General features: G+C 64.7%; 12 protein-coding genes. 8 read left to right on the top strand and 4 right to left on the bottom strand.

All coding sequences use genetic code 11. The features are described 5' to 3' along the window. The first annotated feature begins 141 nt into the window (after positions 1-141). The 4 genes from N2K99_RS01605 to N2K99_RS01620 all read left to right on the top strand — a co-directional run bounded on the left by N2K99_RS01605 (position 142) and on the right by N2K99_RS01620 (position 4,050). Positions 142-1,590, top strand: a complete 1,449-nt coding sequence (locus N2K99_RS01605; protein ID WP_231709570.1) for a helix-turn-helix transcriptional regulator — start codon at positions 142-144, stop codon at positions 1,588-1,590. Between the two features lie 81 nt (positions 1,591-1,671). Next, positions 1,672-2,055 (top strand): DoxX family protein, encoded by a 384-nt coding sequence (locus N2K99_RS01610; RefSeq protein WP_227934154.1) that lies wholly within the window; start codon positions 1,672-1,674, stop codon positions 2,053-2,055. A 98-nt stretch (positions 2,056-2,153) separates the two neighbouring features. Beyond that, positions 2,154-3,086: an RNA polymerase sigma-70 factor gene (locus N2K99_RS01615; protein ID WP_227934155.1), complete on the top strand. Its 933-nt coding sequence runs from the start codon at positions 2,154-2,156 to the stop codon at positions 3,084-3,086. 79 nt (positions 3,087-3,165) lie between these two features. Beyond that, positions 3,166-4,050, top strand: coding sequence for a DNA-formamidopyrimidine glycosylase family protein (locus tag N2K99_RS01620; protein ID WP_227934156.1), 885 nt, complete (start codon positions 3,166-3,168; stop codon positions 4,048-4,050). 117 nt (positions 4,051-4,167) lie between these two features. Here N2K99_RS01620 and N2K99_RS01625 read toward each other — a convergent pair whose 3' ends face one another. Then, on the bottom strand, positions 4,168-8,082 hold the full coding sequence (locus N2K99_RS01625) for a S8 family serine peptidase (RefSeq protein ID WP_227934157.1): 3,915 nt from the start codon (positions 8,080-8,082) through the stop codon (positions 4,168-4,170). A gap of 291 nt (positions 8,083-8,373) precedes the next feature. On the opposite strand from N2K99_RS01625, the gene N2K99_RS01630 reads away from it, so the two are divergent. Beyond that, on the top strand, positions 8,374-9,357 hold the full coding sequence (locus N2K99_RS01630; protein WP_227924062.1) for a glycosyltransferase family 2 protein: 984 nt from the start codon (positions 8,374-8,376) through the stop codon (positions 9,355-9,357). Continuing rightward, the gene (locus N2K99_RS01635) at positions 9,354-10,871 is read left to right on the top strand and encodes a polysaccharide pyruvyl transferase family protein (RefSeq protein ID WP_227934158.1); all 1,518 of its coding nucleotides are present in this window, start codon (positions 9,354-9,356) and stop codon (positions 10,869-10,871) included. Before N2K99_RS01630 ends, N2K99_RS01635 begins: the two co-directional genes overlap by 4 nt. 90 nt (positions 10,872-10,961) lie before the next feature. On the opposite strand, the gene thiD is transcribed toward N2K99_RS01635, so the two are convergent. Both thiD and N2K99_RS01645 read right to left on the bottom strand, forming a co-directional pair. Further along, positions 10,962-11,807, bottom strand: a complete 846-nt coding sequence (gene thiD / locus N2K99_RS01640; protein ID WP_227924059.1) for a bifunctional hydroxymethylpyrimidine kinase/phosphomethylpyrimidine kinase — start codon at positions 11,805-11,807, stop codon at positions 10,962-10,964. 129 nt (positions 11,808-11,936) lie between these two features. Then, a complete protein-coding gene (locus N2K99_RS01645) occupies positions 11,937-12,590 on the bottom strand; it encodes a TetR/AcrR family transcriptional regulator (RefSeq protein ID WP_227924058.1) in 654 nt (217 codons plus the stop codon). 191 nt (positions 12,591-12,781) lie between these two features. On the opposite strand from N2K99_RS01645, the gene N2K99_RS01650 reads away from it, so the two are divergent. Next, positions 12,782-13,516 (top strand): queuosine precursor transporter, encoded by a 735-nt coding sequence (locus N2K99_RS01650; protein ID WP_227934159.1) that lies wholly within the window; start codon positions 12,782-12,784, stop codon positions 13,514-13,516. A 325-nt stretch (positions 13,517-13,841) separates the two neighbouring features. Next, positions 13,842-14,045, top strand: coding sequence for a hypothetical protein (locus N2K99_RS01655; protein WP_227924056.1), 204 nt, complete (start codon positions 13,842-13,844; stop codon positions 14,043-14,045). Positions 14,046-14,115: 70 nt separating this feature from the next. Here the strand turns inward: N2K99_RS01655 and tgt are convergent, their stop codons facing one another. Further along, complete coding sequence (gene tgt, locus N2K99_RS01660) at positions 14,116-15,390, bottom strand: tRNA guanosine(34) transglycosylase Tgt (protein ID WP_227924055.1); 1,275 nt, start codon at positions 15,388-15,390, stop codon at positions 14,116-14,118. Positions 15,391-15,490 lie beyond the last annotated feature (100 nt).

Consider the following 15,490-nt stretch of genomic DNA (forward strand, 5'->3'; position numbering starts at 1 on the left):
CCTGCTGTGAACTAAGCCTGTGCCAACAACAACCCCTCTTCTAGGGGTTTTCTATGGAAAGAAATGCGATTCTTCGCGTAATCTGAAAATGTGACGCCTACTACATGGAACAGACCCGCTCCAGACTCTCCGAAGGGCGGATTGGGGCCCGACGCCGAGCGCACGCTGGACGTGATTAGCCTCGGCCGCCGCGTGCGGCACCTGCGCAAGGCCAAGGGCATGACGCTCGATGACCTGGGTGCCGCCGTCGGAACCGTGGCGTCCCAGCTGTCCCTGATCGAGAACGGCAAGCGGGAGCCGAAGCTCGGCATGATGCAGGCGCTGGCCGCTGCGCTGGATGTCAGCATCGATTCCCTGCTGGGCTCGGAGCCGCCCAGCCGGCGTGCCGCGCTCGAAATCGAACTCGAGCGGGCGCAGCGCGGCCCGCTCTATGCTTCCCTGGGCCTGCCGAAGGTGCGGATCGGTTCGCGGCTGCCCATCGACGTCCTGGAATCCCTGGTGGGGCTGCAGGCCGAGCTCGAGCGCCGGCTCAACGAGCAGGTAGCCACCCCCGAGGAAGCGCGCCGGGCCAACGGTGAACTGCGGGCCATGATGCGCGAGCGCAACAACTACTTCCCCGAATACGAGGCCGAGGCGCAGAAGGTGCTGGATTCGGTGGGGCACACGTCCGGTCCGCTGTCCCAGCATGTGATCGCCGATATTGCGGCTCATCTGGGTTTCAGCCTGCACCACGTCAACGACCTGCCGCACTCCACGCGCTCCGTCACCGACCTGAAGAACCGGCGCATCTACCTGACCCAGTCCCAGCGATCGGACCACGATCCGCGGTCGGTGCTGCTGCAGGCGCTGGGGCACTACGTGCTTCAGCACCAGACGCCCAGCAGCTACGGGGAATTCCTGGGCCAGCGGGTGGCCACGAACTACTTCGCCGCCGCGTTGCTGCTGCCGGAGAAAGCCACGGTGGAGTTCCTGCAGCGGGCCAAGGCTGCCAAGGAGATTGCCGTGGAGGACATCCGTGATGCCTTCGCGGTGTCCTATGAAACTGCTGCGCACCGGTTCACCAATCTCGCCACCGAGCATTTGGGGATTCCCACCCATTTCCAGAAGGTGCACGAGAGCGGCATTGTCTACAAGGCATATGAGAACGACGGCGTGACGTTCCCTGCGGACCACACGGGCGCCATTGAGGGCCAGCCGATCTGCCGGTACTGGACCTCCCGGGAGGTCTTTTCCGTGCCGGACCAGTTCAGTGCGTTCAACCAGTACACCGACACTCCGGCCGGCACCTACTGGTGCACGGCACGTACGGAACGGGGTTCGGCCGGGAAGTTTTCGCTCAGCATCGGTGTGCCGTACCAGCACGTGAAGTGGTTCCGGGGCCGGGACACCACCGAACGTTCCAAATCCCGCTGTCCCGATCCGGACTGCTGCCGCACCCCGCCGGGGGAGCTGGCGTCCGAGTGGTCCGGCTTTGCCTGGCCCAGCGCACGGGCACATTCGCACCTGTTGGCTGCCCTGCCGCCCGGCGCGTTCCCCGGCGTGGACGAGACCGAGGTGTATTCCTTCCTGCAGGCGCATTCGGAGGGGTAGCGCCACCACGGGGGCATGTCACAGACGCAGCGGCTGTTTCGTCATCTCTGATGTAGGTATTTCCTCATCAAGGAGCAGACGATGAACCTCATACTGTGGATTGCCGCCGGGATGCTGGCGGCTGTAGCCCTGGCCAGCGGACTGCTCAAGCTATGCGTTCCAAAGGCCAAACTCGCTGCGGCCAAGGGAGGGGGATGGGCTGCCGATGTCAGTGGCGGATTCGTCAAGACCCTTGGTGTCCTCGAAGTCATGGCTGCGGCGGGCCTGATCCTGCCTGCTGTCTCCGGGGTTGCACCCTTTCTGGTGCCGGTGACCGCTATCTGCTGGGTCCTGCTGATGATCGGCGCGATGATCACGCACGGCCGGCGCAGCGAGGCCCCGTTGATGCTGGTCAACCTGGTGTATTTGGCACTGGCCGCCTTCATCGCGTGGGGCAGGCTGGGTCCCGAGCGTTTTGTTGCGTGAGCGGTCCCGGGACTCCTGCGGGGCTTGAAACTCGTTGACCCATCGCGGAGGGTGGTGGTCACACCAGCGATGCCGCCCGGCTGCGGGCGGCATCGCTCATGGAAAGAGGTACCCCGGTGGGCCGGACCGAAGAGTTCGTGGCGTTGCGGCCGCTGCTGTTTTCGATCGCCTATCGCATTCTGGGCAGCGTGAGCGAGGCAGAGGACGTGCTGCAGAATACCTGGCTGCGGTTCGAGGCTTACCCCGGGGAGCCCCGCTCTCCGAAGTCCTTCCTCTCCACCGCGGTGACCCGGAGCTCGATCGACGTGCTGCGTTCGGCGCGGGTCCAGCGGGAGGAATACGTCGGCACCTGGTTCCCCGAACCGCTGGTCGACGATCCGTATGAGGATCCGGCCCGGGCCGCTGAGCTTGCCGATTCGGTGTCACTGGCGGCGCTGCTGTTGCTGGAACGCCTCAGCCCGCTGGAACGGGCGGTCTTCGTCCTGCGGGAGGTCTTCGACTTCGGCTACCCGGAGGTCGCCTCCGCGGTCGGGCGGTCGGAGGCCGCCTGCCGCCAGCTGGCGGTGCGGGCACGGGACCACATGGCAGCAGGCAGGACACGTTTCGCGGCGGACCGAACCGAGCATTCCGAACTGGCGGCGAGGTTCTTCGACGCCCTCCGTGACGGTGACATCGCCGGCCTGCAGAAAGTGCTCGCCGCTGACGTGTCGATGGTCGGCGACGGCGGCGGCAACGCCCCGCAGTTGGCTCGCCCGATTATCGGCGCCGCAAACGTGGCCCGTCTGCTGGCCGCAGTTTTCCCCCGCATGGTCCGGCTGGATATCACCATCGAGCAGCACGAAATCAATCGGCAGCCCGGCGCGATAGTCCGTGACCGGGACGGGCGGGTGCTGACCACGGTGGTGCTTGACATGCTCGATGGGCGGATCCAGGCGATTCGCTCGGTCATCAATCCCGACAAGCTACGGCATCTGGGAGCAGTAGCGGACGCCTGGGAACTCAACCGTGAAGTAAGAGCACTGGGGAACTGAGCCAGCAGCGGGGTTGGACTGCCGGCCCGGTACGGGATAAGCGCTGGTTCAGGGTTTTGGTTTCGCCTAGGGTGTTGGCATGCCCGAGATGCCTGAAGTGCAGGGACTGGTTGATTACCTGCGGTCAAAGCTGCTCCCGCCCGATGCCCCCGCACTGGTGATCGCCGACGTCGAAGTGCTGTCTATCCCCGTGCTGAAAACCGCTGCGGTGCCGCTGGAGGAGCTCTACGCAGGCCCGGTGTCCGACGTCGAACGCCGGGGAAAGTTCCTGGTGGTCACCGCCGGGGGAGTGCATTTGGTGATGCACCTGGCCAAGGCGGGCTGGCTGCGCTGGTCCGATGCGTTGAAGCCGGGACGGCTGCGACCGGGCCGGGGAGCGATGGCGCTGCGGGTGCGTTTCGCAACGGAGGACGGCTCGGCGCAACCGGGCTTTGACCTCACGGAAGCGGGGACTCGGAAGTCGCTGGCGGTCTACGTTGTCCGGGACGTCGCGGACGTCCCTGGGATTGCCCGGCTGGGGCCGGAAGCGCTCGACGTCGGCCCGGCGGCTTTCGAGGAGCTGGTCGGCTCCCATCACGGCCAGATCAAGGGTCTGCTGCGGGACCAATCAGCCATCGCGGGGATCGGCAATGCCTACAGCGACGAGATTCTGCATGCAGCACATCTGTCTCCGTTTGCCATCGGCGCCAAGCTCGGACCGGGCGAGGTCCAACGGTTGTTCGAAGCGATGGGTGCCGTCCTGGAATCTGCAATCGAGAATGCGTCCGGGCGTCCCGCCGCGGAATTAAAGGACTCCAAGCGGCAGGCCATGCGGGTGCATGCGCGGACCGGTGAGCCCTGCCCGGTGTGCGGGGACACCGTCCGGGAGGTGGCCTTCGCGGATTCCTCCCTGCAGTACTGCCCCACCTGCCAGACCGGCGGCAAGCTGCTGGCGGACCGGAGGATGTCCCGGCTGCTGAAGTAGCTTCGCGGCCGGGCTTCCGGCAGAAAAACAGCGGGCCCCGGATTTCTCCGGGGCCCGCTGTTTTTATGTTGTGCTGTTTATCTTGCCGGTGTGTTTCGGTGCCAGGCCCCTACGGGCTTAGCGGCAACCACCGTTGTTTTCCGTGTAGGTGTCCAGGCGGTGAATGAACGCCGCCATGGCCTCGCGGGAAACGTTCTCACCCGGGTGGTAGCTGCTGTCCGGGTAACCGGTAGACACTCCGGATGCCTTCATCCAGGAGATCTCCCGGTGGAACTGGTCGTTGGTCGGAACGTCCGTGAAGGAAGCCGTGCCCGGAGCCTGGTAGCCCTCGGCGGCGTCGATCCCGCACTTCTCCCCGGCAAACCGGTTCATGAAGGCAGCCATCGCGTCACGCTTGACCGGTGCCACCGGGCGGAAGGTGCCGTCCGGATAACCGGTAGTGATGCCCGATTCGGCCAGCCACGAGATCTCCTTGTAGAACTGCGTGCTCGGCGTGACGTCCGTGAACGGCGACACGTCCGGCGCGTCGTAGTTCGGCGAACCCGCGAGACGGTACAGGAACGCCGCCATTGCATCGCGGTTGATGGAACCGGCCGGACGGTAGGTGCCGTCCTCGTAGCCGGTGGTCAGCCCCTGGTCAGCCATCCAGTTGATGTCCGATTCGAACATGGTGCCCGGAACATCCGGGAACCGCAGCGGAGCAACTTCCACCTGAGTGACCTGGTCCTTGACGCCCTCGGCGTTGTGGTGGTGCAGGAACAGTGCCTTGGCGCCCGTGGTGCTGGCCTGACGGTTGACCGTAAGGGTTGCGCCGTCCTCTTCCGCGTAGACGAAGGCAGCAGGGCTGTTGCTCTGGAACCAAACGGCCGGCTGGCTGAGGTTGAACGGAATCCATGCGGTGGTGTCAACCGGAACCCGCTCGCCGGACTCATCCACGTTGATGGCGTTGGTGGTGGAGATGCGGTACTGGATCGGTTGTGACTTCGTGAGATCCAGGCCAAGGGAACCGGCCGGAATCGGCAGGGTCATCACGTTGGTGTCGAAGACATTGCTGTCGACGTTGCCCACGGTACCGTTCACCGGGTAGGAACCCGGGAGCGGGGTGCCCAGCACGAGCCCTCCGTCCGCATCGACGCCCGTCACCGGAGCAATGCGGAAGACGCTCTGGTCAAGACCCGTGATCCGGGTGGTGACGGCCACGAAGTTGGGTACACCGTCGGAGTTGGTATCCAGCTCGACCAGGATCGTGCTGTTACCGCTGATCGTGGCCCAGTTTTCCCAGGTGCTCAATCCGATGTTCAGGACAGCCGCGTTCAGGTTGGTGCTCCCTGCAGCAGTCAGTGCCGGAACGTTGGACGAAGCACCGACGTTGCGCAGGTCCAGGCCGTAGAGGGAATCCAGCGCAAGATCGCTCCTGCGCGGGCTTTCCTCGCCCAGCACCAGCGGCGTCATCATCGAAACATAAGCCTCGGTGCCTTCGCCCTGGGCCAGTCCGCGACCGGTGAAGGTGACGGACGTAGCCAGGTCTGCCGCGCCGGCAAACGAGATCTTGGAGCTTGCCTGCATGTCGGACGTCGGCTTCGGTGCGGAGTAGACCGGCACCCGCAGGGCCGGCGATCCTTCGCTCGTCAGTTGGATGCGGCCCGATTCTTCGGCGATGTACTGGCGCGCGGTGGCGCCAGTGCCCTGGGTCCGCTCGGCCGCCGGGTCGATCCGCTTTGCCAGCGCGGTGGGATCCGCAATGCTCAGCGTGACCGGGATGGTGGCAGTAGCGTTGGCGGGAACCTGCACGGGTGCAGTGCTGACGCTGATGCTGACGCCGGGCATGTCGGTTGCGGGCAGGTACTCGGGCGTGTACGTCTTCGGTGAATCGCCCTTGTTCTCGACCGTGATGGTGCGCGTGATCTCGACCGGCTCGGCTCCGACTTCCAGGACGCCGAAGTTCATGGACGTCAGGCGCGGGTTGTCTGCGTCGTAGGCCAGGACCTTCGTATTCAGGGCGTCCAGGGCGTCAACGCGTCCGGATCCAACGCGGTTCGGCGCATGGACTACGCCTTCACCGGCGAATACGTCGTGGGTCGCCGTGTTCATGATGATCGACTTGACCTCGTACGGGTTGTAATCCGTCGCGCCCACAACGAGTGCGGCAATACCCGCTACGTTCGGGGCAGCCATCGAGGTGCCGGACTTGATGGAGGCGCCGGTGCCGGTGCCAACCTGGGCGGACTTGATCTGCGTTCCCGGGGCGGCGACGTCGGGCTTGATCACGCCGTTGGAGCCGTGGACGCCGCGCGAGGAGCTGGCGTTCAGGGTGTCCAGCGCGCCGGACTGTCCGGTCACGCTGCCCACCAGCTCGGGAGCGAGCTGAATCTGCAGGGTCCCGGCCTCGGCGGCCGGCCGCAGCTGCTCGCTGGATTCGCGGGTGAACTGGAAGCCGGGGATCGTAGCGTTTCCGGCAATACCGGCCGAGAAGCCGTTCAGGGTGGAGTCAAGGACGACGCCGGCGTAGCCGGCGGCTGCGGCGTTGTTCCAGCGGACGGCCGAACCGCATTCGCGCGTGGCGGAGTTGTCATCCCAGGTCAGCCAGACCCATTTGCCCGCATTGGCGCCCGCGGGTTCCAGTGCGGCGCAGCCGTCGGAGTTGCCGCCCTGCGGCGCCATCACCACGGTGCCCGTCCGAGCGGCCTCGGAAGCGGAGGCGTAGTCGAAGCTGGAGGTGTACTGGCCCTTGCCGGTTCCGGCAGTCGGAGCCAGGACGCGTGCAGCGTCCAGGGTGGTCTGGGACCCGACGCTGTTTGCCACGGTCAGTGCAGTCTCGGCGCTGCCGGGGGAGCCGCCGATATCGTAGATGTCGCCGGAGTTGCCCGAGGACACGACCGAGAGGATGCCCTGGGCCGTGAGCGCATTGACAATGTCGTTTTCGGGATCGTCATAGGCGGGGAAAGCGGAACCCAGGGACATGTTCACAACCTGGGCGCGGTCGCTGAAGTCGCCGTCGTCGTTCGGGTCCAGGACGTAGTCCAGGGCCTGGCCGACAACCTCGGAGGAGCCGACGCAGCCGAAGACACGGACGCTGACGAGCTTGGCGTTCGGTGCGGTGCCCGGGCCGATGCCCATGGCGTTCACCTGGTTGCCGGTGAGCGTGGAGTAGTCCCCGCTGAACGTGGTTCCGTCAGCGTTGGTGCCGTAACCCGCTGCCGTTCCCGCAACGTGGGTGCCGTGGCTCCCGCAGTCCAGGGGGTTGGCGTCCGGGACAGGGATGGGGCTGTACGTGGCGGGGTCGGTGGGATCCGCGTTGTAGGCGTCACCGACGAGGTCCCAGCCGCCGGCGAACTTGGCCGGATCGTAAAGGCCCAAGTTTGCTGCCGGGATAGTGGGCGAAGCCTGCGCCGCCGCAAACGCTTCGGGGGTGCCCGGGCCGCCGAAGTCCGAGTGCGTGTAGTCCAGGCCGGTGTCGAGGACGGCAATGGTGACGCCCTCACCGGTCTGGGACCGCTGCACCCAGGAATCCACGGCACGGACGTCAATATCCCCGCCCTTGTTGTCAAAGGTCTTGGGAACGATGCCGGTGATCTTGACGACGTCGCCGCGTGCTGCCAGCGCCCTGATTGCCTCAGCGTCGCCGTTGATGGCAACACCCGGGATGGTGTTGGTGGTGGTGTAAAGAATGGACGAGGAAGCGGCCTGGGCAACTTCTTCGGCCTTCGTCTCGATGCCGCTGCGGATTTCCTGCACCTGGCCGGACTTGTTCAGCGGTTCGGCGAGTCCTTCGAGTACTTCGACGGGCTGGGTCTGTTCATAGGCGCCTTTGCCGCTGAACTGTACGAAAACCGAGACCGGGCCCTGCTTGGTTTCGAGATCCGGTGAAACCTTGAAATCAGGCGTAACCGTTTCGATTCCCCGAATGGTCGGTTCCTCGTTTGCGGTCCCCTCAGTGGCCGCAGCCGGTGCCCACATGCTGGAGGCGAGGGCAAAGCCTGCGACTGTTGCCAGCGCTGCCTTTCCTGCTCTCCGGTGGTTTGGATTGTTCATACTTCTCCCTCAAAAGAGGCCGCCGGGGCCAGGGACAAGTACGGCAGTGAGTTCCGCAGAGTGACCGAGACCGGCGAACCTGGCAAAATGGATAGGCAGATCCGGTGCCTCAGAATGCAGTGACCCCCAAAGAAGCGACCCCGAACGCTGCAGCACTGCTAGTAGAGTCATCCCTCCGGGGAGGGATGTCAACGGTGTTACCAGTGTTACTGGCGGGTGATTTGTGACGGGTCGGGTGCTTACGCCTTCTTGGTAAGGTGAGCTGAACGTTCGTCCAAAGCTGGGAGCCACGTGGTTTTAGATTCTGCCTCCGTCGGGATTGTTGTCAGGACGCGGAATCGGCCGCTGTTTCTGGCCCGGGCCCTGGAGAATATCTTCGGCCAGAACTTCAGTGATTTCACTGTGGTCGTGGTTAACGACGGCGGCGCCCCGGCCGACGTCGAGCAAGTAGTTTCCGCTGTCCCGGGTGAGTACCGGGAACGTATTACCGTGCTTCACCGGCCTGAGAGCCGAGGCATGGAAGCTGCCTCCAACGCGGGTATCCGGGCCTGCTCAAGTACCTACATTGCCATCCACGACGATGATGACCTGTGGCATCCCGATTTCCTCAAGCGGACCGTGGATTGCCTGGAAAGCACTGCTGCCGCAGGCGTGATGGTCCGGACAAACATCCGCTATGAACAGATGGCCGGCGGAGATATCCGGGAAATCGACTCGGTTCCCTTCTGGCCCGACATGACGCAGGTTTCCCTTGGCGCCATGCTGCGGATCAACCAGGCCGTGCCCATTTCCTTTCTTTACCGGCGGTCCCTGCACGAGGAGCTCGGGTATTACGACGAGAGCCTCGAAGCGGTGGGCGACTGGGAATTCCATCTCCGGGTACTGTCCCGGCACACCCTGGAATTCCTCGACGACGAACCGCTGGCGTTTTGGTGCCAGCGTCCCGATGCATCCGGCGACAGTGCAAACAGCGTAAACAACAAGGCCGACGCGCATCGCCGTTTTGATGCCAAGGTCCGTGACGCCTATCTTCGCGATGATATTTCCCGGCACGGTATGGGAACCCTGCTGCACCTGACCAAGCTGCTGGCCCGGCAGGAAGAACTCCTGGAGGAAAACCGCCGGCGGATGGAGGAGATGGAACACAGATTGAATGAGTCCCTCCTCCGGCTGGAAGATACGGTGGTGCGGCGGACCAGTCTCAGCAGATCGGTCGACCGGATACATTCAGTGGCCGGGCGGATCCGTTCCCTGACCGGCAGGGCGGCGAAGTGACGCGCGTTGCGGTGCTGGCCGACGTCGGACAGCACGTGTACCACGTGGGAGACGAAGCCATGGGGCTCGCGGCTGCTGACGAGCTGACCAGGCGCGGGTTCGACGTCGTCCTGCTGTCCCGGGACCCCGACCAGACGCAGGACGGCTACGGGCATCCCGCCGTATCGACTCTGGAGTTCCCCTGGAGTCCTGCCGAACGTGAGGACTACCTGCGCCGCATCCAGGCGCATCTTGCCGGGGCGTCCTCCTTGCCGGAGTCGGATCCGGCCCTGGCGCTGAGGGAACAGCTGGCGTCAGTGGATGCGGTGCTGATTGCCGGCGGAGGGAACCTGAACTCGCGCTTCGGATGGCTCCTGTACGAGCGTGCCGCGGTGGCAGCGATTGCCCGTAGCCTCGGCAAACCCGTAGTGGTGTCCGGCCAGACACTCGGGCCGGTGCTGACAGCCCGGGATGCCCAGGTCCTGGCCGAAATGCTTCAGGGCGCCCAACTGGTTGGCGTCCGCGAATCCACATCTGCCGGGATCGCCCGGGAACTGGGTGTGGACGCAGTGCAGGGGTTGGATGATGCCTCGTTCCTCGCTGACCCGGCGCTGCCCGACGGCGGCGCCGCCGTCCAGCAGGACGCCGCTCGGCCCGTGCCGCGCTATGAAGCTCCGGCGGGGGACTATGTGGCAGTTACGTTTGCCCCCGGAGGGGATGAAGACTTCCGGAGCGGGCTGGCGGCAGCACTGGATCAGCTGCATGCCAAGACGCAGCTGCCCGCCGTGTTCATCCCGCACATGGGTGTCCCCGGAAACATCGACGCCGACGCCGGCATGCACGCGGAGATCGCGGCCCTGATGGACACGCCTGCAGTCCTGGTGCCGGTCGTGGAGGCCCGTGAGGCTGCCCGGCTGACACGCGGGGCGTCCCTCGTGGTGACCACCCGCTACCACCCGGCGGTGTTTGCGCTTTCTGCCGGTGTTGCCGCCGTGGCGTTGTCCGTGGAGGCCTACTCCGATGCCCGCCTGAGGGGCGCCATGGAGAACTGGGGGATGGACGATTTTGTGCTGTCGCGTCCCGCTCTGCAGGAGGACCTGTTGGATGAGGCGCTGCTGGAAGCATGGGAACGGCGTGCCGAAACAGCGAGCCACCTGAAGGCAGTGCTGGAATTCCGTACCCGCGATGCCGGCATCTGGTGGGACCGGGTGGCTGCCGTCCTGCAGGCCGATACTTCCGCGGCGGCCGTTTCTGCGGCGCCAGGGGCAACCGGCCTGTCGCCGAGTGCCCGGCTGGAGGGCCGCGGGGAGTGGGCGGCCGCGGAGACTGAGCTGCGCCGGCGGTTCTACCCGCAGTCCCTCCTGGCAGCACGCCTGGCGGCAGAGGACGAACGGGTGCAGTCCTTCACTGCTCCTATCTACCGTGCCCTGGAGGAGGAGCGGACAGCGCACCAGCGGCTGGCCGGCAGCAGGACCGTGCAGACCGCTTTGGGGTTGCACAGTTCCTTGTCGAAGTTCCGCCGACACCGCGCCTAAGCCGCAGCCGGTTGCATAGAAAGCGCCGCGCACCTCCGGCTGCCGTCGTGAACGACGGAGGCGGAAGGTGCGCGGCGCTTAGGCCGGAACCTAGAGGGCCGGGCCCTGGCCGGCGTTGCCCTGCCACAGCGCATCAAACGGTGCGTTGGAGGAAACGCGGTTGCGGATACCTTCCGTGACGAAGGCCTTCGCCGTCTTGGCCGCTTCCAGAGGCGTGGCCCCCTTGCCCAGTTCAGCAGTGATGGCCGCAGCGAGGGTGCAACCGGCACCGCTGACAGCTACCTCGCCTACCTTGGGTGCCCGCAGGACCTCCATGGTTTCGCCGTCGTAGAAGACGTCGACGGCGTCGTCGCCTTCCAGTCGGACACCGCCCTTGGCCAGCACTACGGCTCCGCTGGCTTCATGGATGCGGCGGGCTGCTTCCTGCAGGTCTTCCACGGTCTCAATGGAGTCCATGCCGGACAGGGACATCGACTCGAAGTGGTTGGGGGTCACGAAGGTTGCCAGGGGGAGGATCTGGGCCTTGAGCGCCTTGTCGGTATCCAGTGCCGCGCCGGGCTCCTGGCCCTTGCAGATGAGCACCGGGTCCAGCACGAGGTTCTTCCAGTCCTGGGCCTGCAGCGCCTTGGCAACGACGTCGATGGTTGCCGGGGTGCCGAGCATGCCGATCTTAACCGTGTCGAGGTCGTAGGCGGTCGTGATGGCTTCGAGCTGGTCGGTGATGACCTGCGGGTCCACCGGGACAAACCGGTGGTTCCACGAATTGTTGGGATCGAAGGACACAATGCAGGTCAGGGCGGTGATGCCGTAGACGCCGAGTTCCTGGAAGGTCTTCAGGTCGGCCTGGGCGCCGGCGCCGCCGGTGGCTTCGGAACCTGCGATGGTGAGCGTGACGGCCGGAGCTGAGGCCGCAGAAGTGGGTGTGTTTGCAGACATGGGTCCATCTTCCACCCAAAACGGCGGAACCGGCCACCCTTGTAAGACGCGCTGTTACGGCGCGCCGCCGTCGTGCCCCGCCGCCGTCGTGTCCCGGCGCGTTACCGTGCCGGCTCCCGCCGCTGCGGGCTAACCGTCCCGGCGGACGCCTCGGAGCAGGCGGACTACGTCCTCGAGGATGTTCCGGACCACCGGGAGCCGGGACAGGATCACGAGTTTGGCCACCAGCGGGGCCAGATTCGCGGCCAGCCGGTGGGACCTGCGCTGACCGGGGGAGCGGTCATACACCCAGAAGAAGGTGATCCCCATATGCATCAGCCAGAGCAGTTCGGGCAGGTCGCCGCGGATAGCCACGGGCGGCTGCGGCCGGGCGGTCGACACCGCCTGACGGAACATTGCGATGGATTTCCCCCGCCCGACGGCGTCGTCCTCCCTGCGGTTCGGCGACATGGCGTCGCGCAGGAAATGCGTGCCGAAGGCGTGGTACGGCTCCATGGTTGTCAGGCCGGTGGACAGAATAACCGCCAGGTTTTCCCCCAGATTGTGGCCCTCGCGGATCTGCGGCAGCGCAATTGAACGGTGTTCGTCCTGGAGGGACCGGTAAAGCTCGTGGAGGAGGTCATCCTTGGAACGGAAATAGTAGTAGGCGTTGCCTACCGAAACGTTTGCCTCCTGCGCGACGGCGCGCATGGTGGTCTTTTCGTAGCCCTGTGCGGCGAAGAGGCGCAGCGCGGTGTCGATGAGGAGCCGGCGCGTCTGTTCGCTCTTGGCGGTGACGGCCAATGATGCTCCCTTTGCAGTATTTTCAGCGTTTAGTAGACCATTCTTTTGAACGTGTTCAAAATTGGGTGCGCGGCAGGAGCGGACCGGGCATGGCAGAATGGAGGCGGTCCAATAGGGCCGCCCGGGGCAGCGGGCACAGTGCTAATACAGCCGGCGAAAGCCAGGCGAACCACTACCGGAACGGAATTGCCATGGATGCACAGCCACGGGCAGCTGTGAAAACTTCTGCAACTTACGCCTCCCGCGGGAGCTCGCAGTACGACCTGATCCTCACCCTGATGTGCGTGGTCATCGTCATTTCGAATATCGGCGCCACCAAGGGAGTGCAGTTTTCCCTTCCCGGCGGCTGGGAAATCGTCACCGACGGCGGTTTCTTCCTCTTTCCACTCGCGTACATCCTCGGCGATGTGGTCAGCGAGGTTTACGGTTTCAAAGCCGCCCGCCGGGCCATCTTTACCGGCTTTGCGATGGCACTCCTCGCCGTCGCCAGCTTCGCCGTGATCATTGCCCTGCCCGGGTTCACTGATGCCTACGGGCTGGAGAAGCAGGCTGCACTGGAAGTGGCGCTCGGGCCGGTCTGGCAGATTGTCCTTGCGAGCCTGCTGGGGTTCCTGGCCGGCCAGCTGCTGAACTCAATGGTGCTGGTGCGGATGAAGGAGCGGTTCCGCGAGAAGGCACTGGCCGGACGGTTGATGCTATCCACCGGTGTGGGGGAGTTTGCGGACACCCTGATTTTCTGTGCCATTGCGGCACCAGTCATCGGGATTACCGACGCCGGCGGGTTCTTCAATTACGTCCTGTTCGGCTTCCTCTACAAAACGCTCATCGAGTACCTTTTTGTGCCGGTCACCGCCCTGGTCATCCGGGTCATCAAGAAGCGCGAACCCAGCTATGTACCGACTGAGTTGGAGCCCGTGGCGGCGTAGGGCCCGGGGCCGGAGCTGACACGGGCCGGTTAGTACGCGCTTGGGTCAGGCGCCTGCCGCTGCCTGCGCCGCTGGGCAGGCTATTCGCCGGGGTTTCTGCTGCCGGTTTGTACATCCGCTGCCATCTCGGGATTCTGCTGCCGCGCAGAACGGCAGCAAAAGCCACAAACTGGCAGCAGTTTCTCAAACCGGGCGGTTTTGCGGGAGTGTCGGGGATTTTGAGGTGCGGTGATGCTCGTCAGGTCACCGGGCGCAATCCCTGCCCAGGTGTGCAAAGGTGGGGGAACGCCAGCGTTTCACTTCCCCAGTACGGCAGGAGACAAACATGAGCAATCCAGTCCCGAACCCCGGTGCCAAGGCAGTAGATGAAAATCTTGCCGGCACCGCGGAGGAATTCAACGATGAAGTCACCCAGGCGATGATCGACGACGCCCAGGAGAAGGATTCGAGCCCCGGAGACGAAGAACGGGATGCCCAGCCCGCCTTGGAAGAGGATGAATCGACCCAGGCCAAGCCGGACAATTCCTAACAGCCCGGCTCTGCAGAATCCCTGGAGCTCGGCACGTCGCACGCAAGGATTGCTGCGGTAGGTAGAACAACTACTTGCCGCTGTAGTACTTCCCCAGGACCTCTGCCTTGAAGTCGAAGAACGTGCCGTCGTCGATGGACAGCCGGGCATCATCAACGAGCTTCACGGTGAAGCGTTCATTGTGGATGGAAATCAGCGTGTGGCTGACCATCTCGTTGGACTTGAACAGGTGCTGGATGTAGGCACGGGTGTAATGGGTGCAGGTATAGCAGTCGCAGCCCTCCACCAACGGCCCGAAGTCCCGCTTGAACTTGGCATTCGACAGGTTCTTGCGGCCGTACGGCGTGTAGAACGCCGAATTCCTGGCCACCCGGGTGGGAGAAACGCAGTCGAAGGTGTCGGCGCCGTTTTCGATGGCGGTGAAAATGTCATCCGGCTCGGAAATCCCCAACAGGTGGCGGGGCTTATTCTCCGGAAGCTCCTCCGTGCACCACCGGACAATGGTGCCGAGGTTTTCCTTTTCGAACGCCCCGCCCAGTCCGAAGCCGTCAAAGTCCATGGCACCGAGATCCCGGGCTGCCTTACGCCGCAGGTCTTCGTACTGCGCGCCCTGCAGCACGCCGAACAGGGCTTGGTAGGGCTTGTCGGCGCGTTCCTCGGTCAGCCGCTGGTGCTCGGCAAGGCACCGCAGGGCCCAAAGACGGGTCCGTTCCAGCGACATTTCCTGATATCCGCGGGAATTCATGAGCGTGGTCAGCTCATCAAACGCAAACATGATGTCGGCACCGATTTTGTGCTGCACCTGCATCGAGATCTCCGGGCTGAAGCGATGCTTGTCGCCGTTCAGATGGGACTTGAACCAGACGCCGTCGTCGTCAATATGTGCCAGGCGTTCCTTGCCGGGGGCGACGTCGTCGTCCGCCCCGGTGGCGTGCGTGGTGCCGTCGGCATTCATGTTGATGACCTTCTTGAAGCCCGCACCCAGGCTCATGACCTGGAATCCGCCCGAATCGGTGAAGGTGGGGCCGGACCAGTTCATGAACTTCCCCAGGCCGCCGGCTTCATCGAGGATGTCCGGGCCGGGCTGCAGATACAGGTGATAGGCGTTCGCCAGCACGGCCTGTGCACCGAGTTCCGCGACCGACTCGGGGAGCACCGCCTTGACCGTGGCTTTGGTGCCTACCGCGATGAACGCCGGAGTGGCGATCTCGCCGTGCGGCGTGGAGATGGTGCCGGTGCGGCCCTGAAAACCGCCGCCGTTCGCCTCGACGCGCTGTTCGGCCGCTGCAGGGGCGGTTTCGCGCAGGCGCTTACCGAGGGTGAAGGAAAAGGCTGAGGAAGACACCCCTCCATTTTGCCCTACTCCGCGCCGGCCTTCCGCCGGGTGCGGCTGCTGGGAGATGCACCACATTTATGTCTGCCGGCGCTTTGGCGGGGATAGGTTG

The organism is Arthrobacter sp. zg-Y1110 (genome assembly GCF_025244865.1).
GTDB lineage: Bacteria > Actinomycetota > Actinomycetes > Actinomycetales > Micrococcaceae > Arthrobacter_B.

Bases quoted from the DNA above. Each gene is read 5' to 3' on its own strand.
- N2K99_RS01610 (WP_227934154.1), top strand. From the start codon at position 1,672: ATGAACCTCATACTGTGGATTGCCGCCGGGATGCTGGCGGCTGTAGCC.
- N2K99_RS01615 (WP_227934155.1), top strand. From the start codon at position 2,154: ATGGAAAGAGGTACCCCGGTGGGCCGGACCGAAGAGTTCGTGGCGTTG.
- N2K99_RS01620 (WP_227934156.1), top strand. From the start codon at position 3,166: ATGCCCGAGATGCCTGAAGTGCAGGGACTGGTTGATTACCTGCGGTCA.
- N2K99_RS01625 (WP_227934157.1), bottom strand. From the start codon at position 8,082: ATGAACAATCCAAACCACCGGAGAGCAGGAAAGGCAGCGCTGGCAACA.
- thiD (WP_227924059.1), bottom strand. From the start codon at position 11,807: ATGTCTGCAAACACACCCACTTCTGCGGCCTCAGCTCCGGCCGTCACG.
- N2K99_RS01650 (WP_227934159.1), top strand. From the start codon at position 12,782: ATGGATGCACAGCCACGGGCAGCTGTGAAAACTTCTGCAACTTACGCC.
- N2K99_RS01655 (WP_227924056.1), top strand. From the start codon at position 13,842: ATGAGCAATCCAGTCCCGAACCCCGGTGCCAAGGCAGTAGATGAAAAT.